The organism is Paracoccus gahaiensis (assembly GCF_005048225.1).
Lineage (GTDB): Bacteria > Pseudomonadota > Alphaproteobacteria > Rhodobacterales > Rhodobacteraceae > Paracoccus > Paracoccus gahaiensis.
The window spans coordinates 172,565-190,507 of sequence record NZ_SUNI01000001.1 but is presented as its reverse complement, the minus strand read 5'-3'; the positions used below and the strand labels follow the sequence as shown (position 1 = coordinate 190,507).

Sequence of the window (17,943 nt, the reverse complement as noted above, 5' to 3'; positions counted from 1 at the left end):
CCTGCGCGACGGGGGCAGCGCCCCCTGCGGCGCCAGCCACAGGCGCATCCCTCACCCCTCCCCGGTCGTCAGCCCCAGCTCGGCCATCAGATCCGCATCCAGCACGTTGATCTCGGCCGGCGGGGTGCGCAGGGCATGGGTCATCAGGCGCAGGTCCACCCCCATCTGCACCAGATAGTCCATCACCCCGGCCTGGGCGCGCTGCAGGTCGCTGACGGCCATGAAGGCGGGCAGGATCGTGCTCTGGCCGAAATAATGCTGGTGCACGCCCACCACGCCCTGCCCGGCCACCTGCCGCGCGACCCCGCCCGCCAGGATGTAGGGACAGGCCGACAGGCACACCGCTCCGTCCTCGACCACCGTGTCATAGCCCGCCGTCCGGATCGTCCGTCCAAGCGCCAGCGCGTCCGAGACCGAGCCGCCCGAACTGTCCAGCGCCACGCGCAGGCTTTCGGGGCGGGTGCGCTCCAACCAGTCGGCGAAGCGGTCGGCATCGCCGGGCGCGATCTGGCCGCTCAGGCGGATGGCGCCCTCGGTCTCGTCGAACTCCAGCGCCTCGGGCATGGGGCGCATCGCGGGGGCGCCGGGACGCGCGGGATCGGGGGCGCGCAGGTCGGGGCGATAGGGCCGCACGTTCGGCCCCTCGGCGGGTGGCGCATAGAGGCCCGGCGCCTCGCGGCCCGGGGCGCCCATCACGTCCAGCCCGACGATGGCCGCGGCCATCGCCACCTGGGACAGCAGCACCGCCCGGATCGCCTTGCCCGGCGTGGAGAAGAGCCCCATCCTCAGACCCCGCGCCCGCTATCCCCACCCGGGACGGGCGGTCCACCCGGCGCGACCGCACCGGGCGCCGGGCTGAACACCGCCTCGTGCTGGCGCAGCATCTCGGAGGCGGCCAGCGCCGCGCGCAATTCGCCCACGGTCATGCGGTCGTCGCTGTGCTCCTCGCCCCGTCCCGACCGGATCGCCGCCTGCACGACCATGATGATGAAGACCAGCACCGCCGGCAGAAGGTCGATCGAGATCGCCCCCGCCCAGGCCGGCACGAAATTCCCCGCATAGGCGATGACCGCATCCGCCGCGGACATCGGCGTGTAGAGCGCGTCGTCGGGCGGCGGCAGGGCCATCACCTCGGCGCTGGCGGTGGTCAGGGTCTGGGCCCGCTGCGCCACCAGCGTCAGCACCGCCTCGATGGTGCTGGACTGCCCCGCCCGCGTCGCCGCCGTGGCGCCGTCCAGTTCCGGCAGGATCACCGCATCGGCCAGATCCTGCGCCGCGCGGCTGACCAGCGGCGCGGGGTTCAGCTGGCGCAGCTGGGTGATCAGCCCGGCCAGCTCGACCGCATCCTCGGAGAAGCTGACCGTGCGATCCTCCAGCGGTCCCGGCATGACCGAGGTGCCGCGCATCCGCGACAGGATCGTGTTGCCTTGGGCAAAGGTCTGCTCGACAGGCCCCAGGGTCGAGACCAGTTGTTCCTCCAGCGCTTGCAATTCGGCGCTTTTCTGGGTCAGGACGCGAAAGACCGCGCCGCGCCCGGAGAATCCCGACAGGGTGCCACCCGCCTCCTGCTCGGACAGGTCCTGGAAACTTTGCCGCACCCGGGCCACGTCGCGCGACAGGGCCTGCCCGGCCACCGCATTGGCATGGGCCCGTTCCAGCGAGGTCTGATAGTTCTGCACCGTGGTGGCCATGTGCGTTTCCACCGCCGCCCCCCCGGCCAGCGCCGCCGCGTTCAGCCAGGAGGACATCGCGATGATCGCCACCGAGCCGAGCGCCATGGTCAGCATCAGCCCCACGCGCGAGGCCGCGCTGCGCACCGCCGGCAGCAGCCGCAGCAGATAGGACCAGAAGACGAAGATGCCCACCGACACGGCGATCGCATAGGCCAGCGCCGCGAAGGTCGTCCACAGCCCGGGATCGTCCAGCAGCGTGCACACGCCCAGATAGGTATAGATCCCCGAGGCCGCAGACAGCACGCCGAGCGCGGTCGAGGTGAAGCTGTCCAGCCAGTCCAGATGCCGCTCCAGCTCGCGGGCATAGCGGTCGCCGGCGCGGCCGGCGCGCGGGTCCGGAACGCGCGGATCGGGGGAGGCGGGAGGGGCGTCGGCCAGGGGGGGCTGGGGTCGGTCGGGATTGGCCATGCGGTCTCCGGTCGCTGAAATGCTGGCATCAGATAAGCCGAAAGCGCGACCGATCTCAGCCCCCCGGACCGGGGCCGGCGGTCACGCTTTCGGCATGCCGGGGCCGGCCCCGTGCGGCCGGCCCGGATCGGCCATGACCGGATCGGAGGGAACCGGACCGGGTGCGGAGGGCCTACCGGACCCGGGCGGGACCGACCGGAGATCCTCGTCGGGCAGTCCCTTCACGGTCTGCGGACGGGTCCCCTCCAGCCGGGCGCGGTCCAGCACCCGGATGGCGCCCCGGCCCATCTGCACGATCCCCTCGGCCCGCAGGGCCGACAGCGTCTTGTTCACCGTCTGGCGCGAGCATCCGGCAAACCCGGCAAGCTCGGTCTGGCTGAGGCGGACCTCGGGCGCCGCGACCGAGGTCAGGGACAGAAGATGGATACGGACCCGGTCCTCAGCGGCATAGAACAGGGCCACCGAGCGCTGCCGGGTGTCGCGGACCAGCCGGTCGTGAAAGATGCCCGCCAGATTGCGCAGCAGCAGGGGCGCGGGCAGATGGCGCAGGATCAGATTGGCATCGAAGACCATCACGGTCGTCTCCGGCAGGGTCGTGCAACTGGCCGCGCAGGTCCGGCCCGAGAACTGCTCGACCTCGCCCAAGGCCTCGCCGGGCCCGGCCAGATGCGCCAGCACCCGGTTTCCGTCGGTGTCGATGAAGCTGACCTCGATCCGCCCGCGAAGGATCAGATAGCCCTTTCGGGCGGTCTCTCCCTGGCGCAGGACCTGCCGGGGGCGGCGCAGATGCAGGATCTGCGCCTCGTCCAGCATTGCGGCCATGGCATCAAGCGTCATCCCCGCGATCAGCGAGGGCTGCGCGGCGATCAGCACCGACAGCCACTCCGTGCCATTGCCCGATCCGGACTCCCTCTGGGGCGGCTGCATGTCCAAGACCCCCTCACCTGAGACACTTTTGTCGATGATACACTCTAACCACGAAACCTGACGAGAGGTTTCGCGCCGCGCGGCGAAGATCGCGCGAATCATCGGCGCGGGACGGCGTCGGGAAGGTGTCATGCGAACGGGCGGGACCCGAAGATCCCGCCCGTCCGATGCCGCGCCGTGCGTCCTGTCAGCCGGTCATCCGCATTTGGAATGGCCGCAGCTGGGGCAGGTCATGCAGCCCTCGACCATGCGCATCCCGTATTGACCGCAGGCCGAGCAGGCGGGCCCGCGCGGGGCCTCGCCCACCGCCACGACCTCGGCCTTGGGGTCGGATTTCAGGCCCAGCCCCTCGCCCGCCATGAAGCCCGTCTCGACCAGATGGCGCTCGATGACGCCGCCGATGGCCGCCAGGATCGAGGGCACGTAGCGCCCCGACATCCAGGCCCCGCCGCGCGGATCGAAGACCGCCTTCAGCTCCTCGACCACGAAGGACACGTCGCCGCCGCGGCGGAACACGGCCGAGACCATGCGCGTCAGCGCCACCGTCCAGGCGTAATGCTCCATGTTCTTCGAGTTGATGAAGATCTCGAAGGGGCGGCGGTGGTTGCCCTGCACGATGTCGTTGATGGTGATGTAGATGGCGTGCTCGCTGCCCGGCCATTTCAGCTTGTAGGTCGCACCTTCCAGGGCCGCCGGACGGTCCAGCGGCTCGGTCAGATAGACCACGTCGGCGCCCTTGTCGGCCTCGGGGGCCTTCTCGGTCGTCTCGCTGACGGACAGGACGGACCCGGTGACCGCGTTCGGACGATAGGTGGTGCAGCCCTTGCAGCCCAGATCCCACGCGGCCAGGTAGACGTCCTTGAATTCCTCGAAGCCGATATCCTCGGGGCAGTTGATGGTCTTGGAGATCGAGCTGTCCACCCATTCCTGCGCCGCCGCCTGCATGGCCACGTGGTCGCGCGGCGCCAGGGTCTGCGCGTTCACGAAATAGGCGGGCAGCTCAGCATCGCCCTTCAGGTCGCGCCACATCTGCACGGCATAATCGACGACCTCTTCCTCGGTGCGGCTTCCGTCCTTCTGCAGGACCTTGCGGGTATAGGCATAGGCGAAGACCGGCTCGATCCCCGAGGACACGTTGCCCGCATAGAGGCTGATCGTCCCGGTGGGCGCGATCGAGGTCAGCAGCGCGTTGCGGATGCCATGCTCGCGGATCGCGTCGCGCACGTCCTCGTCCATCTTCGACATGAAACCGGATGCCAGGTACTTCTCGGCATCGAACAGCGGGAAGGCGCCCTTTTCCTTGGCCAGATCGACCGAGGCCAGATAGGCCGAGCGCGCGATGGCCTTCATCCAGACGCGGGTCTGCTCGACCGCATCATCCGCGCCATAGCGCAGGCCCAGCATCAGCAGCGCGTCGGCAAGGCCGGTGACGCCCAGACCGATGCGGCGCTTGTTGCGCGCCTCCTCGGCCTGCGCCTCCAGCGGAAATTTCGACGCGTCGACGACGTTGTCCATCATCCGCACGGCGGTGCGGACCAGATCGTCCAGACCCTGCGGATCCAGCTGCGCCGCATCGGTGAAGGGATCCGTCACCAGCCGCGCCAGGTTGATCGAGCCGAGAAGGCAGGCGCCATAGGGCGGCAGGGGCTGCTCGCCGCAGGGGTTGGTCGCGGCGATGGTCTCGACATAGTTCAGGTTGTTGGCAGTGTTGATCCGGTCGATGAAGATCACGCCCGGCTCGGCGAAATCGTAGGTCGCCTTCATGATCCGGTTCCACAGGTCCAGCGCCTGCACGGTGCGATAGACGCGCCCGTCGAACTTAAGCTCCCACGGGCCATCGGCGCGGACGGCCTCCATGAAATCGTCGGTGATCAGCACGGACAGGTTGAACATGCGCAGCCGGGCGCTGTCCTGCTTGGCCTCGATGAACTGCTCCACATCGGGGTGGTCGCAGCGCATCGTGGCCATCATGGCGCCGCGGCGCGAGCCCGCCGACATGATCGTGCGGCACATCGCGTCCCAGACATCCATGAAGGACAAGGGCCCCGAGGCATCCGCCGCCACGCCCTTCACCACCGCGCCGCGCGGGCGGATGGTCGAGAAGTCATAGCCGATTCCGCCGCCCTGCTGCATGGTCAGCGCGGCTTCCTTGAGCATGTCGAAGATGCCGCCCATGCTGTCGGGCACGGTGCCCATGACGAAGCAGTTGAACAGCGTGACCGAGCGGCCCGTCCCCGCGCCCGCCAGGATGCGGCCGGCGGGCAGGTACTTGAAATCCTCGAGCGCGGCAAAGAACCGGTCTTCCCACAGCGCGGGGTCGTTTTCCACGCGCGCCAGATCGCGGGCCACGCGGCGCCAGCTGTCCTCGACCGAGGCATCGACGGGCTGCCCCTCGGCATCCTTCATCCGGTACTTCATGTTCCAGATCTGTTCGGCAATAGGGACAGCAAAGCGGGTCATTACGCAGATTCCTTGGCAGCTTTTCAAGAGTTAACACCAGATATAGCGTCAGATCATGCCAATCAAGTCAAGATATAGGGTTGACAGGCAATCTGTGCTTCGATGTGTCATCGGCTGGAAAATCCAGCATTATCGCCTTGTGGCATAACGCGGAAAGGCTTTTGCGGTCATGCCCCGCGACAGGAATCGGCGGGTGAAGCCGGACGGTCACAGTGCCGTGTCGCTTTGCCGCAAGGACGGTCAGCAGATGCGGGCCCAGGGACATGTCCGCCCACCAGCCGTAGAATCGGGCATCCTCGCCCGGCGGCGCCACATAAAGCGCCGAGACCGGCTGGATCGCCAGACCGCCCGGCAGATCCGCATCCAGAAAGCCCTGGAACAGCGTCGGCTTGAAAGGCAGCACGCGGCGGCCATCGGTCGAGGTGCCCTCGGGGAAGAACAGCAGCCGGTGCCCGGCGCGCAGGCGGGCGGCGAATTCGGCGGCCTGCGCCCGGGCCAGTTTCGGATCGCGGGTGACGAAATGCGTGTCGGTCACGCGGGTCAGGATGTTGATGCCCGGCCACGAGGCGACCTCGGCCTTGCTGACGAAGAAGACCGGCAGCGCCGCGTTCAGGACCAGGATGTCCAGCCAGCTGGAATGGTTGGCCACCACCGCGCCGGGGCCGCGCAGCGGCACGCCCTCGCGCCGCCAGCCGATCCCCAGGCAGGCCAGCACCAGACGGCAGACGATCTGCACATGCGGGCCGGTCCAGGGGCGGCGGCGGCCATGAAGCAGCCGCTCGACCCCGCGCAGCGGCAGGATCAGCACCACGCCCAGCAGCAGGACCAGAATGGCGGGCACGGCGCGGCGCAGCACCCGCTGCCACTCGCGCAGGCCCTGCGGCCCAGGCAACGGCGGCGGCGCGCCCTCGCGCCAGGTCGGGTTCATCGGGGCAGGCTCATCGGGTCGGGCTCATCTGGGTCATCGGATCGACATCATCGGCGGGGGCTCATGACGGCTGCCAGCGGCTTTCGTAGAACTGCTTGTGCTTGGCCGACATGGCCGCCGTGTCCATCAGCAGGAACACGTCGGTGGTGTTGAAGGCATGGTCGGTGAAGGCCCCCAGGCCCACCTGTCCGCCAAGCCGCAGATAGGCCTTGATCAGCGCCGGCATGGCGACCATCGCCTCGCGCCGGTCCAGCCGCTCGGGCGCGATCAGGTCCATCGTCTGGAACCCCGGGGCGCGGGCGCGCGGGCGCAGCGCCTCGGGGGCCAGGTGATGATGGTGCAGCCAGGACAGCGAGGGGGCCAGAAGCGAGGCGTCGGTGCCGTGAAAGCTGGCCACCCCGAACAGGATCTGGATGCCGTGATCCAGCACGTAATCGGCCAGCGCGTTCCACATCAGGAACATCGCCGCCCCGCCCCGGTGATCGGCATCGACGCAGGACCGCCCCAGCTCCAGCAGGGGCCGCCTGCTGTCGCGCAGGGGCGCCAGATCGTATTCGCCGTCGCAATAGAAGCGCCCGAAGCGCGCCGCCACATCGCTGCGCAGCAGGCGATAGACGCCCACGACATGATCCAGCGCCGCCGGATCGCGGCGGGTGTCGATCAGGCACAGATGGTCGACGACCGGATCGAACTCGTCGCGTTCCAGCCGCGCGTCGTGATCGACCAGCGGGCCGGTGCCGCCCAGTTCCTCGACGAAGACCCGATAGCGCAGGCGCTGTGCGGCCCGCAGATCCTGCGGATCGGTCGCCAGACGGATCTGGAAGAAGGCGGGGTCGGCGCGGGTCACGGGGCCTCGGGGGTCAGGACTGGGCACTGTCTAGAAAAGCCCCGGGCCCATTGCAACATGCAGCGCCAAGAACCTCTTGCGTCATGCAATCCAAGGTTGCATCAAGGAACAAATGTTATGCGGAGTTCACATGCTGTTGAATCGCAGGATCTGTAAGGCCACGCGGCGGCCGTCGATCACCTGCTTGCCGACCTCGGGAAACATGACCGTGATGCGGTCGCCGATGCGGGACTGGACCTGTCCCTCGCCCCATTCGGGCGCGCCGGGATGGCGCACGATCATGCCGGGTTCCAGGATTTCGTTCACCGCGATGCCTCCGTGTGTCGGACATAGGGTAGCGGCTCATGGGACATGACACAACGCGCATCGCCCCGGGCGATCTGGCGGCCCTGCTGGGATCGCGGCTGTGCCACGATCTCGTCTCGCCTCTGGGGGCCATCGGCAACGGCGTCGAGCTGCTGGAGATGTCGCCCGATTTCCCCGGCCTGTCGCGCTCGCCCGAACTGCGGCTGATCGTCGACGCGGTGACGGCGGCGCGGGCGCGGATCCAGGCCTATCGCATGGCCTTCGGCACGGCCTCGGAGGATCAGCGCATCGGGCAGGCGGAACTGGCGGATCTGCTGAAGGGCATCGCCGCGCAGGGGCGGCTGCAGATCGCGCTGGACGCCTCGGGCGATTTTGCCCGGCCGCAGATCCGCATGGTGATGCTGGCGCTGATGTGTCTGGAAACCGCCATGCCCTGGGGTGGGCGGGTGACCGTGCAGCATGTTGCGCCGGGCTGGCGGCTGGTGGCGGCTTGCGAGCGCAGCCGGATCGACCCCTGCCTCTGGGCCTGGCTGGGCGGGGACATGGCCCGCAGCCCTGCCGCGGCCGAGGTGCATTTCCCCCTGCTGGCCGAGGCTGCCCGGGCGCAGGGCCGCCCGTTGCGCCACAGCTTCGACATGACTGGCGAAGAGATCGCCTTCTAGGGCCGGATCGTGCCGTCGCCGGTGACCAGATACTTGAAGCTGGTCAGCTGCTCGGCCCCCACCGGGCCGCGCGCGTGCATCTTGCCGGTGGCGATGCCGATCTCGGCCCCCATGCCGAATTCGCCGCCATCGGCGAACTGGGTCGAGGCGTTGCGCATCAGGATCGCGCTGTCGAGGCCCACGAAGAACCGCGCGGCCACGGCGTCATCCTCGGTCAGGATCGATTCGGTGTGCTGGCTGCCGTGGCGGCGGATATGGGCGATGGCGCCATCCACCCCGTCCACCAGTTTCGCGGCGATGATCATGTCCAGGAACTCATGACCGAAATCCTCGGGCGTGGCGGGCACGGTGCCGGGGATCTGCGCCAGCTCGCCCTCGGCGCGGACCTCGACGCCCGCCTCCAGCAGGGCACGGATCAGGATGTCGCCGTGGCGGGCGTGGAAGGCGCGGTCGATCAGCAGGCATTCCGCCGCCCCGCAGACGCCCGTGCGGCGGGTCTTCGCGTTCAGGATCACCCGCCGCGCCTTGTCGGGATCGGCGGCCCCGTCGGCATAGACGTGGCAGATCCCTTCCAGATGCGCGAAGACCGGCACCCGGGCCTCGGATTGCACCAGCCCCACCAGCCCCTTGCCGCCGCGCGGGATGATCACGTCGATCAGCCCCTGCGCGCCCAACATCGCGCTGACGCAGGCGCGGTCGCGATTGGGCACCATCTGGATCGCCGTCTCGGGCAGGCCGGCGGCGCGCAGCCCCTCGACCATGCAGGCATGGATCGCCGCGCTGGACTGCAGGCTTTCCGAGCCGCCGCGCAGGATCACCGCATTGCCGGATTTCAGCGCCAGCGCGCCCGCATCGGCGGTGACATTGGGGCGGCTTTCATAGATGACGCCGATCACCCCGATGGGCGTGCGCACACGCTGGATATGGATGCCCGAGGGACGGTCCCATTCGGCGATCACCTGCCCCACCGGATCGGGCTGTGCGGCCACCTCGCGCAGGCCCTGCGCGATGGCCTCGATCCGGGCCGCATCCAAGGCCAGCCGGTCCAGCATCGCCCCAGACAGGCCCTTCTGCCGGGCCATGTCCAGATCGCGGGCATTGGCGGCGAGGATCGCGGGGGTCTGGTCGGTGACGGCCTGCGCGGCGGCCATCAGGGCCGCCGTCTTGACCGGGGCCGGGGCCTGCGCCAGCTGGGTGGCCGCCGCGCGGGCGGCGGTGCCAAGGGCCTCAATCAGCTGCCGGGCCTGAACCATATCCGTCATCACATCCTCCGAACCGCAAGATCGAGCCCGTCTTAGCGACTTTCCCCCGTCAGGGGAATGCCAAGGTCTGCGAAGGGGGGAGGGAAGGGAAATGGCGCGGTTGACGGGGCTCGAACCCGCGACCCCCGGCGTGACAGGCCGGTACTCTAACCAACTGAGCTACAACCGCGCATTTCCTTCGGGCGAATGATGAGTTGTGGCGCGGTTGACGGGGCTCGAACCCGCGACCCCCGGCGTGACAGGCCGGTACTCTAACCAACTGAGCTACAACCGCCCAACTCATCCCCCGGACGATCGCCCGCCGGGGTGAGGCGGGGTTTACGCATGGGTCGCACCCCCGTCAAGGGCAGCATCGGGGTTTTTGACAGAAATCCGACATGCGGCGCGAAACGGCCCGCGCCGGCGCCCGCAAACGAAAACGGGGCGCCCCGAAGGGCACCCCGTCTTACGTCCGATCCGGCAAGGATCACTCGAGAATATAGTCCATCTCGACTTCCGGCAGGGCTTCCAGTTCTTCCTGCGTGTAGTTGGTGGCGAAGACCGTATCGTCGCCCCACAGCACGTTGGCGTCGAAATCGACCAGGTTGGCCACGTCGGGGCTGAGCATGACCGTGTGCTCGCCCAGACCCAGGAAGCCACCAATGTCGACGATGTAGCCCATCACCTGACCGTCGCCGGACAGCACGACGTCGCTGACCTCACCGATCTGGTTCCAGTCGCCCGGCAGCTCGGTGCCCCAGTCGGCATTGTCGTCCCATGCGGTGGTCGAGGGCTGGTTCGTCGTGTAGATCGCCTTGTCCTGGAACCACGAGGCCGAGATGCCCGGGTTGGTGTCCGACATCGGCACGACGGCCTCTTCCATCGCCGGGTCCATGGCCGCGTCCGTCGCCATCGGGTCCGTCGCCATCGTGTCTGCGGGCATGGTCTCTGCCGGCATGGTTTCGGCGGGCATCGTTTCCGCCGGCATGGTCTCGGTGGTCATCGGCTCGGTCGGGGCGGCGGTCTGAGCGAAGGCTGCGGTGCTCAGGGTCAGGGCGGCTGCGGTCGTCATCATAAGGGTTTTCATAAGAATCTCTTTCAATCTTTGGTTTTGACGGCACTTTCTGCCATCTTCACCGTCACAACGCCCCGCCCTCCGTCACGTTCCAAACAGTTTCGTGAGGCTGCCCCGAGGATGGCTGATGCGCCCGCCGCAGACGGGGTCCGGCACCCCCGTCGTCATCGGCCCCGAGATCGGCAACCCCCGCAGCACCCGCACCGCCAGCCATCCGAAGGCCTGCGCCTCCAGCATGTCGCCGTCCAGCCCGATGCTGTCGACCGGGGTCACCGGCATCGGCAGCGCGCGGGTCAGGGCCGCCATGATCGCCCGGTTGTGCCGACCCCCGCCGCAGACCAGCAGCTGCGCCGGCGGGGAGGGCAGCCAGTCCAGCGCCGCCGCGACCGAGGCCGCCAGCGCCGCCACCAGCGTCGCCGCCGCATCGGCATCCCCCAAGCGCGCCACCGCCTGCGAGAGGTCCGCGAAATGGTCGCGGTCCAGGGATTTGGGCGCGGGCCGGGCGAACCACGGATCCTGCAGGAAGGCCGCCACGATCGCCGCATCTGGGGTGCCCTGCGCCGCCAGCGCGCCACCCTCGTCGCGGGACTGGCGGCGGCGGGCGCGCATCAGGTCGTTCAGCGGCGCATTGGCGGGGCCCGTGTCGAAGGCCAGGCAGGCGCCCGGCGCCTCGGGGGATGGGGCGGTCGGATCGACCCAGCTGATGTTGCCGACCCCGCCCAGGTTCAGGAAGGCCACCGGCGCGGGGGGCAGCGCGCCCTGCCCCACCGCCCACTCGGCGCAGGCCCAATGGAAGAACGGCACCAGCGGCGCGCCCTCGCCGCCCTGCCGCACATCCTCGGATCGGAAATCCCAGACCACCGGGCACCCAGTCGCGCGCGCCAGCGTCGCGCCGTCGCCCGCCTGATGGGTGCCCCGCCCGCGCGGGTCATGGGCCAGCGTCTGGCCGTGAAACCCGATCAACTGCGCATCGGGAAAGCTCGCCGCCAGATCGGCATGCGCGGCCTCGACCAGCCGCGCCACGTCGGGCACCGCGGGCGCGTCGGGCCAGAGGCCCAAGCCCCCATGCAGCACCGCCGATTCGTTGTCCGAGAAGGCCCGGAAGGCGCTGGCGCCGAACCCACCGATGCGGATGCCGTCGGTCTCGATCAGCGCCGCATCCACCCCGTCCAGCGAGGTGCCCGACATCATCCCCAAAGCCCGGATCATCGCTTTTCCTTTATGGCGCCAGACTGTATAGCGCGGCCCATCAGAAGGATGAACCCCATGACCCACCAGCCCAAGTCCGACTTCCTGCACATCATGTCCGAACGCGGCTATCTGGCCGACTGCACCGACCTGGCCGCGCTGGATCAGGCGCTGCTGGCGGGGCCGGTCACGGCCTATATCGGCTATGACGCGACGGCGGCCAGCCTGCATGTGGGCCATCTGCTGAACATCATGATGCTGCGCTGGTTCCAGAAGACCGGCAACCGCCCCCTGACCCTGATGGGCGGCGGCACCACCAAGGTGGGCGATCCGTCCTTCCGCAGCGACGAACGCCCGCTGCTGGACGATGCCGCGATCCAGTCCAACATCGACGGGATGGGACGGGTCTTCGCCCGCTACCTGGATTACGGCCCCGGCAAGGCCAGCATGCTCAACAACGCCGAATGGCTGGACGGGCTGAACTACCTGACCTTCCTGCGCGACATCGGGCGGCATTTCAGCGTCAACCGGATGCTGTCCTTCGAATCCGTGAAATCCCGGCTGGACCGCGAGCAGTCGCTGTCCTTCCTGGAATTCAACTACATGATCCTGCAGGCCTACGACTTCCTCGAACTGAACCGCCGCCACGGCTGCATGCTGCAGATGGGCGGGTCGGACCAGTGGGGCAACATCGTCAACGGCATCGACCTGACGCGCCGGGTGGACGATGCGCAGGTCTTCGGCCTGACCTCGCCGCTGCTGACGACCAGCGACGGGCGCAAGATGGGCAAGTCGGCGGGCGGCGCCACGTGGCTGTCGGCGGACATGCTGAGCCCCTACGAGTTCTGGCAGTTCTGGCGCAACACCACCGACGCGGATGTGGGCCGCTTCCTCAAGCTCTATACCGAACTGCCGGTCGAGGAATGCGAGCGCATGGGCGCGCTGCAGGGGGCCGAGATCAACGAGGCCAAGACGCGGCTGGCAAACGAGGTCACCACCCTGCTGCACGGCGCGGAGGCCGCCGCCCGTGCCGAGGCCACCGCCCGCGAGGTCTTCGAGGAAGGCGGCGCGGGGGGCGAGCTGGAGATCGCGCGCCTGCCCGCCGACACTGCCCCGGGCGTGACCATCGCGCAGGCGCTGGTCCAGTCGGGTCTGGTCGCCAGCGGCAAGGAGGCCAAGCGCCTGATCGCCGAGGGCGGATTGCGCGCGGACAACATCGCCGTCACCGATCCGCAGATGGCGCTGGACCCCGTGGCGCTGGAGCGCGGCATCAAGATCTCGATCGGCCGCAAGAAGCACCAGATGCTGCAACTGGCCTGACCTGCTGTCGCTGCATGGCAGCCTTGCACCCGCCCTGACCCCACGTCAGGGCGGTTTTATTTTGACCGGGCAGTCAATATCTAGGGTCCGTGGGAGCGAAACATCCCTGACCCGGAGAATGACAATGCCGACCGACACCAACCGACCGCTGAGCATTGCGGACCGCAAGCGCAACATCGAGGCCGATGCCGCGCTGGACCAGATGTACAGCTACTTCACCCGCGACGAGATGCCCCGTCCCGTGATCAGCGAACTGGATGCCCGCAAGGCCGCCTGATCCCCGCACCGGACATCGATCGATCAAAGGGGCCCGAGGGCCCCTTTCTCATGCGCGGGTTTCGTGCGAGGGTAAGACCCGCACCGCCATCGCGCCTTCGGTCCCGGACGCCCGGATGGCGGCACCCGGCCACACCACCGGCCTGCGCAGAGCCTCCGCGCCCGCTCGCGTCGCACTGCACCCCGCACACGGGATCGCCCCGGCCCACTCCCACGGATTGCTTGGCGTCAACGTGGCCCTTTGCGGCCATCCTTCAAGGCCGGAGGCAGCGAACCGAGCGCTTGGGTTGAGCGGGTTTCGAAAATAATGGCGGAGACGAAGTCTGCAAAGGCATCGTTTCACTAGTTCTCAGGACTTCCTAAATCACCAGCAATCGCAGGCGTTTAGCGCGTTTATTCTTCTTGCGCGTTCTCATAATGTCCCATACCTTCTCGATCAGGCTGGGGGGACGTTTGGGGGGTCGAATGCAGGAAACCACAACCCGGAGAGTCGCGGCAAGGTTGTCAGCGATGCAAGTCAAATCGCCCTTGGCACCGGGCAAGTATCACGACGGCGGCGGCCTGGGTCTATACCTGCTTGTGAAGCCAAGCGGTGCCCGGTCGTGGATGCAGCGCATCATGGTCAAGGGCAAGCGTCGCGAGATCGGCCTTGGCAGCCCGCCGGTGGTGACCCTCGCCCGGGCGCGCGAGGTCGCTCTGGAAAACAAGCGCCAAGTGTACGAGGGCATGGACCCGCTACAGGCCCGCAAAGAAGCCGAAGCGGTGCCGACCTTCGAGGAAGCTGCACGAACGGTCCACCAGCTGCACGAACCGACATGGCGCAACAAGAAGCACGCCGCGCAGTTCATTGCCACGCTGGAGACATACGCTTTCCCCCGGATGGGCAAGACCAAGATCGGGGACGTGACGACCAGCGACGTTCTGGCTGTCCTGTCACCGATCTGGAACGAGAAGCGCGAGACAGCCAAGCGCGTGAGGCAGCGCATTGGCACGGTGATGAAGTGGGCCGTGGCGAAGGGCTGGCGACAGGACGATCCGTCCATGGCAATCGCTCAGGCTCTGCCCAAGGACCGGCAAGAGAAAGAGCATCGAAAGGCCCTGCCCTACTCTGAGGTTTCAACCTGCATGGCGGCGATCGAGAACAGCGGCGCCGGCATCGTCACCAAGCTGGCCTTCCGGCTGCTTGTGCTGACCGCCAGCCGATCGGGCGAGGTCAGGCTTGCCCGGTGGGGCCAGATCGACTGGAAGGCCGAGGGAGGGCCTGTATGGACGCGCCCGGCGTCGGTGATGAAGGCCAAGAAGGCGCACAGCGTGCCCCTCTCCGCAGCGGCTGTTACGGTAATTGGTCAAGCACAGGAGATATCCGACAGCGACGATCCCGAGGCGCTGATCTTCCCCGGCACCGTGAAGGGCAAGCCACTGTCGGACGCCACGCTTCTGAAGCTTGTGCGAGAGAACGGCTACGACATCGACATCCACGGCTTCAGAACGAGCTTCCGCACCTGGACGCAGGAAAAGACCACGTTCCCGCGCGAAGTGGCCGAAGCCGCACTAGCACATACGATCAAGGACAAAGCCGAAGCTGCTTATGCAAGGTCGGATCTGATGGAGAAGCGCCGCGCGCTGGGCGAGGCTTGGGCAGTGTATCTGGCGCATTGACGCCATGATGCCGTCATACGCGTCGCAATAGTCGATATCTAGAGCGCGCACTTCTCGTGGATGGGCGCAGTTCCGTCAGGGTGCCACGCAATTAATTCGTTCTATTGCGCAGTGATTTAAAGGGATCTGACCTCCCGAATGCTCATCAGGACGCTGGAAGCCTGCGCGCGAATATCTTGTGAGTTTGTGCAAGAATCAGTAGGTCTTACCAAGAAGACACCAGTTGAGAAATACACCCATGACAGGCAGCGCCAACAAGGTCTGCAAACTAACGGGTCGGAAACGACAAGCATAGATAGCCTGTCAACCCTATACTGTTCGTTGCGAGGTTACGCAGCAAGGAGTAGATTCTTAATAGAAGGCCCAAGACTTAGGGACGCCCGCAGCACCAATCTACCACAAAAGGTGCTGCGGGTTTGGTTGGAAGAACTTTGCGAGCCACTTCCAACCCCTTCTTACACGTTCCGTGGATGCCTTGTCCACGGTCATATCAGCGCCGCATTCGCGGCACGATGGCGCTTGCGCCTCTGAAGGGAATAGCCAATGCCTGCCAAACTTCTCCGCCTGCCTGATGTCAAAGATCTGACCGGGATGAGCACGTCCACCATTTACGCGAAAATGAGCCGAGGCGAGTTCCCCAAGCCGATCAAGCTGGGCGCCCGTGCCGTAGCCTGGCGTATTGCTGATATCTCTGAATGGATTGAATCCCGTCCGGTCGCGGCATGAGGTCCAATCATGAACGATCAGACATGGAATGACCCCGGAGCGCTGGCAAGCGCATCCGAGGTCGATATGCAATCCGGGCGGGATTGCAGTGATAATACCCTGAACCGAGTGCTTTCGGCAAGGGATTTCAGCGAAGCCCTGGTTGATTGCGATCCTGAAGATCGCCTCGATCTACTTGAAGACGCCCATGAATTTTTGCGGGCAGGCTTCCCGATGGTGCTCATGGGCAGCATCATGGAGCAGGCGACGTTCTGGGCTGACCGGGCGAGCCGGTCCGAGTGTAAGGCCTATGGTCTTGCCTGCTTTAATCGGCTTTCGCTCCAGGATCAGGAGGCGTTCCTAAATCACGTCCGGCCAGGGCGCGCGCATGAATGAGTTTGCAGAACTGGGGCGACTAGATGCGGCACATCGCACGGCTAGAGCCAATGCGCATCCCTCTGATTTAGTCGGTCGAGCAAGCGATATTGCCGTCGCCATCCGACCATTGAAGCGCGTCCTTCCAGCACTTCGATCGCGTTATCTGGTCAAGGGATGGCTGGATCGTGGAGCTTTCAGCGTAATATATGGCGAGTCCAACGTGGGTAAGACGTTCTTCGCGATGGACCTTGGCCTGCATGTCGCTGCTGGTGAAAATTGGCATGGGCACCGAGTTCCAGCAGGCGCCAAATACGCAGGTCCGGTTTTGTACGTAGCGGCAGAGGGCGGCAGCGGTATCAACAACCGCATTGAGGCCATGCGTCGTGAATATCCCAATCTGATGAAGCGGATCGAGGATGCAGGTAATTTCAGCCTTCTTGCAGCGCCGCTGGACCTCTGCACATCAAACGACGCGGATTACTTGATCGACGCCATCCGCGAGGGCTTTTCCGCCATGCCATCGCTGATCGTAATCGACACCTTGGCGCGCACCATGGGCAACGGCGACGAAAACACGGCTAAAGATATGGGTCTGTTCGTCCGCAACATCGACATGCTGCGCGAAGTTACCAACGCGCACGTCATGGTCGTCCATCACAGCGGCAAGGACGCAAGCAAGGGTGCACGCGGCTCTGGCAGCCTACGGGCGGCGGCAGACAGCGAGATCGAGTTGACCCGATCTGATGACGTCGTGATGGCCGAGGCACGCAAACAGCGGGATATGCCCTGCGAGGGTGTCTTTGCTTATCGCCTCAAGTCGGTTTTCCTGGGCACGGATGATGACGGCGACAAGGTGACAAGCGCCGTTGTCGAACAGGCGGACATTCAAAGGACGGACAAGCGCGAACGTGTGTCCGGACGTGTCCAAGTGGCGCTGACCGCGCTGCATGACGCACTCCGTGATAAGGGCCGGATCATCAGATCCTCCGAGCTGCCCAATGTACCCGTGGTCGAACTGACCGAATGGCAGGCCTGCTGCGACCGCGTCGGCCTTACGGACAGTGATAATGCCGATACCAAGGCCCGGACGTTCCGGCGCCACCGTGATGCGCTCATGGACAAGAACCGGATACGCATTTTCGACAACTATGTCTGGGTAACGGACAAAGCGGACAAGTCACGGACAGCCTCGGACTTGTCCGCGACAGATCCGGACGGACACGGACACCCCCCTATAAGGGTGTCCGTTTGTCCGTCCGTGGCGCCTGTCCGTGGCAGTAATGATGCTGCGGAATTTGATGACCCCAATTCGGCCTATTGGCAAAGGAATGAATCATGACGGGCATACCCGACTTCACCATCTCCAAGCTGACCGTCATCGATGGACAGCCAAACACACGCGGCAATCGATTGCTGGCATCGTTCAACCTCAACATGCCCATCACGGCTGTGACCGGTTGCGTTCTGATCGAGAAGGCTGAGGGTATCGTTGCCGCCTATGGCCCCACTGGAAAGACACCAGGGGGACACAAAGCAAGCGCAAACATCACTGACCCTGTGTTGGCACGTGCGGTCACTCGCAGGGCTGCTGTGATCTATGGTGCGTTTACTGGTCGGGAGATGAGCGATGAGTGATCCCATCAAGGCAGGCGACGTGGTGCGCCTCAAGAGCAGCGGGCCGAAGATGACGGTGGTCCATGTCGATGAACACCTGCCGATCTGTAGCTGCGCATGGTTCGCAGGGTCAGAGGTGCAGCGCGGCGAGTTCTATGCCGTAGCCCTCAAGCTGGATGATGGCAGCAGCTCGATTGGGTTCATCGGATGAGTAAC

The 17,943-nt window shown here is 66.3% G+C and carries 19 protein-coding genes and 2 tRNA genes; 9 read left to right on the top strand and 12 right to left on the bottom strand.

The features are described 5' to 3' along the window. Positions 1-51 precede the first annotated feature (51 nt). From FA743_RS00955 to FA743_RS00925, 7 genes are all read right to left on the bottom strand, one after another. Positions 52-783 (bottom strand): COG3904 family protein, encoded by a 732-nt coding sequence (locus tag FA743_RS00955; RefSeq protein ID WP_136884014.1) that lies wholly within the window; start codon positions 781-783, stop codon positions 52-54. Positions 784-785: 2 nt separating this feature from the next. Beyond that, on the bottom strand, positions 786-2,141 hold the full coding sequence (locus tag FA743_RS00950) for a hypothetical protein (RefSeq protein ID WP_246054761.1): 1,356 nt from the start codon (positions 2,139-2,141) through the stop codon (positions 786-788). A gap of 81 nt (positions 2,142-2,222) precedes the next feature. After that, positions 2,223-3,068, bottom strand: coding sequence for a Crp/Fnr family transcriptional regulator (locus FA743_RS00945; RefSeq protein WP_169308726.1), 846 nt, complete (start codon positions 3,066-3,068; stop codon positions 2,223-2,225). A gap of 195 nt (positions 3,069-3,263) precedes the next feature. Then, a complete protein-coding gene (locus tag FA743_RS00940; RefSeq protein WP_136884012.1) occupies positions 3,264-5,528 on the bottom strand; it encodes an adenosylcobalamin-dependent ribonucleoside-diphosphate reductase in 2,265 nt (754 codons plus the stop codon). Positions 5,529-5,595: 67 nt separating this feature from the next. Further along, positions 5,596-6,456 carry a lyso-ornithine lipid O-acyltransferase gene (olsA, locus tag FA743_RS00935; RefSeq protein ID WP_136884011.1) on the bottom strand — a complete coding sequence of 287 codons (861 nt, stop codon included), beginning with the start codon at positions 6,454-6,456 and terminating at the stop codon, positions 5,596-5,598. 61 nt (positions 6,457-6,517) lie between these two features. After that, a complete protein-coding gene (olsB, locus tag FA743_RS00930; RefSeq protein ID WP_136884010.1) occupies positions 6,518-7,303 on the bottom strand; it encodes an L-ornithine N(alpha)-acyltransferase in 786 nt (261 codons plus the stop codon). A 126-nt stretch (positions 7,304-7,429) separates the two neighbouring features. After that, positions 7,430-7,609, bottom strand: a complete 180-nt coding sequence (locus tag FA743_RS00925) for a DUF3553 domain-containing protein (protein WP_136884009.1) — start codon at positions 7,607-7,609, stop codon at positions 7,430-7,432. Positions 7,610-7,647: 38 nt separating this feature from the next. On the opposite strand from FA743_RS00925, the gene FA743_RS00920 reads away from it, so the two are divergent. Continuing rightward, positions 7,648-8,271: a histidine phosphotransferase family protein gene (locus tag FA743_RS00920; RefSeq protein ID WP_136884008.1), complete on the top strand. Its 624-nt coding sequence runs from the start codon at positions 7,648-7,650 to the stop codon at positions 8,269-8,271. On the opposite strand, the gene FA743_RS00915 is transcribed toward FA743_RS00920, so the two are convergent. The 5 genes from FA743_RS00915 to FA743_RS00895 all read right to left on the bottom strand — a co-directional run bounded on the left by FA743_RS00915 (position 8,268) and on the right by FA743_RS00895 (position 11,796). After that, positions 8,268-9,524, bottom strand: a complete 1,257-nt coding sequence (locus tag FA743_RS00915) for a glutamate-5-semialdehyde dehydrogenase (protein WP_425467160.1) — start codon at positions 9,522-9,524, stop codon at positions 8,268-8,270. The genes FA743_RS00920 and FA743_RS00915 overlap by 4 nt on opposite strands. Positions 9,525-9,625: 101 nt before the next feature. Continuing rightward, positions 9,626-9,702: transfer RNA gene (locus FA743_RS00910), tRNA-Asp, on the bottom strand. 28 nt (positions 9,703-9,730) lie between these two features. Further along, a tRNA-Asp gene (locus FA743_RS00905) sits at positions 9,731-9,807 on the bottom strand. Between the two features lie 192 nt (positions 9,808-9,999). Further along, positions 10,000-10,599: a PRC-barrel domain-containing protein gene (locus FA743_RS00900; protein WP_136884006.1), complete on the bottom strand. Its 600-nt coding sequence runs from the start codon at positions 10,597-10,599 to the stop codon at positions 10,000-10,002. Between the two features lie 72 nt (positions 10,600-10,671). After that, the gene (locus FA743_RS00895) at positions 10,672-11,796 is read right to left on the bottom strand and encodes an anhydro-N-acetylmuramic acid kinase (protein WP_136884005.1); all 1,125 of its coding nucleotides are present in this window, start codon (positions 11,794-11,796) and stop codon (positions 10,672-10,674) included. A 57-nt stretch (positions 11,797-11,853) separates the two neighbouring features. Between FA743_RS00895 and tyrS the strand changes: the two genes are divergently transcribed. From tyrS to FA743_RS00860, 8 genes are all read left to right on the top strand, one after another. After that, complete coding sequence (gene tyrS / locus FA743_RS00890; RefSeq protein ID WP_136884004.1) at positions 11,854-13,095, top strand: tyrosine--tRNA ligase; 1,242 nt, start codon at positions 11,854-11,856, stop codon at positions 13,093-13,095. 124 nt (positions 13,096-13,219) lie between these two features. Beyond that, positions 13,220-13,372, top strand: coding sequence for a hypothetical protein (locus FA743_RS20195; RefSeq protein ID WP_169308725.1), 153 nt, complete (start codon positions 13,220-13,222; stop codon positions 13,370-13,372). 509 nt (positions 13,373-13,881) lie between these two features. After that, positions 13,882-15,030, top strand: coding sequence for a tyrosine-type recombinase/integrase (locus FA743_RS00885; protein ID WP_246054760.1), 1,149 nt, complete (start codon positions 13,882-13,884; stop codon positions 15,028-15,030). A gap of 543 nt (positions 15,031-15,573) precedes the next feature. After that, positions 15,574-15,756, top strand: a complete 183-nt coding sequence (locus tag FA743_RS00880) for a helix-turn-helix transcriptional regulator (RefSeq protein WP_136884002.1) — start codon at positions 15,574-15,576, stop codon at positions 15,754-15,756. A gap of 9 nt (positions 15,757-15,765) precedes the next feature. Next, positions 15,766-16,131 (top strand): hypothetical protein, encoded by a 366-nt coding sequence (locus tag FA743_RS00875; protein WP_136884001.1) that lies wholly within the window; start codon positions 15,766-15,768, stop codon positions 16,129-16,131. Next, positions 16,124-17,452: an AAA family ATPase gene (locus FA743_RS00870; RefSeq protein ID WP_136884000.1), complete on the top strand. Its 1,329-nt coding sequence runs from the start codon at positions 16,124-16,126 to the stop codon at positions 17,450-17,452. The genes FA743_RS00875 and FA743_RS00870 overlap by 8 nt, the downstream gene beginning before the upstream one ends. Continuing rightward, positions 17,449-17,748, top strand: a complete 300-nt coding sequence (locus tag FA743_RS00865; RefSeq protein ID WP_136883999.1) for a hypothetical protein — start codon at positions 17,449-17,451, stop codon at positions 17,746-17,748. The genes FA743_RS00870 and FA743_RS00865 overlap by 4 nt, the downstream gene beginning before the upstream one ends. Next, a complete protein-coding gene (locus FA743_RS00860) occupies positions 17,741-17,938 on the top strand; it encodes a YodC family protein (RefSeq protein ID WP_136883998.1) in 198 nt (65 codons plus the stop codon). The genes FA743_RS00865 and FA743_RS00860 overlap by 8 nt, the downstream gene beginning before the upstream one ends. Positions 17,939-17,943: the final 5 nt, after the last annotated feature.

Excerpts from the sequence above, each read along its gene's own strand:
- FA743_RS20195 (WP_169308725.1), top strand. The coding sequence starts at position 13,220 with ATGCCGACCGACACCAACCGACCGCTGAGCATTGCGGACCGCAAGCGC.
- FA743_RS00915 (WP_425467160.1), bottom strand. The coding sequence starts at position 9,524 with ATGGTTCAGGCCCGGCAGCTGATTGAGGCCCTTGGCACCGCCGCCCGC.
- FA743_RS00895 (WP_136884005.1), bottom strand. The coding sequence starts at position 11,796 with ATGATCCGGGCTTTGGGGATGATGTCGGGCACCTCGCTGGACGGGGTG.
- FA743_RS00880 (WP_136884002.1), top strand. The coding sequence starts at position 15,574 with ATGCCTGCCAAACTTCTCCGCCTGCCTGATGTCAAAGATCTGACCGGG.
- FA743_RS00955 (WP_136884014.1), bottom strand. The coding sequence starts at position 783 with ATGGGGCTCTTCTCCACGCCGGGCAAGGCGATCCGGGCGGTGCTGCTG.
- FA743_RS00940 (WP_136884012.1), bottom strand. The coding sequence starts at position 5,528 with ATGACCCGCTTTGCTGTCCCTATTGCCGAACAGATCTGGAACATGAAG.
- FA743_RS00875 (WP_136884001.1), top strand. The coding sequence starts at position 15,766 with ATGAACGATCAGACATGGAATGACCCCGGAGCGCTGGCAAGCGCATCC.
- FA743_RS00945 (WP_169308726.1), bottom strand. The coding sequence starts at position 3,068 with ATGCAGCCGCCCCAGAGGGAGTCCGGATCGGGCAATGGCACGGAGTGG.
- FA743_RS00900 (WP_136884006.1), bottom strand. The coding sequence starts at position 10,599 with ATGAAAACCCTTATGATGACGACCGCAGCCGCCCTGACCCTGAGCACC.
- FA743_RS00865 (WP_136883999.1), top strand. The coding sequence starts at position 17,449 with ATGACGGGCATACCCGACTTCACCATCTCCAAGCTGACCGTCATCGAT.
- FA743_RS00920 (WP_136884008.1), top strand. The coding sequence starts at position 7,648 with ATGGGACATGACACAACGCGCATCGCCCCGGGCGATCTGGCGGCCCTG.
- tyrS (WP_136884004.1), top strand. The coding sequence starts at position 11,854 with ATGACCCACCAGCCCAAGTCCGACTTCCTGCACATCATGTCCGAACGC.
- FA743_RS00885 (WP_246054760.1), top strand. The coding sequence starts at position 13,882 with ATGCAAGTCAAATCGCCCTTGGCACCGGGCAAGTATCACGACGGCGGC.
- FA743_RS00860 (WP_136883998.1), top strand. The coding sequence starts at position 17,741 with ATGAGTGATCCCATCAAGGCAGGCGACGTGGTGCGCCTCAAGAGCAGC.
- FA743_RS00950 (WP_246054761.1), bottom strand. The coding sequence starts at position 2,141 with ATGGCCAATCCCGACCGACCCCAGCCCCCCCTGGCCGACGCCCCTCCC.
- olsA (WP_136884011.1), bottom strand. The coding sequence starts at position 6,456 with ATGAACCCGACCTGGCGCGAGGGCGCGCCGCCGCCGTTGCCTGGGCCG.
- FA743_RS00870 (WP_136884000.1), top strand. The coding sequence starts at position 16,124 with ATGAATGAGTTTGCAGAACTGGGGCGACTAGATGCGGCACATCGCACG.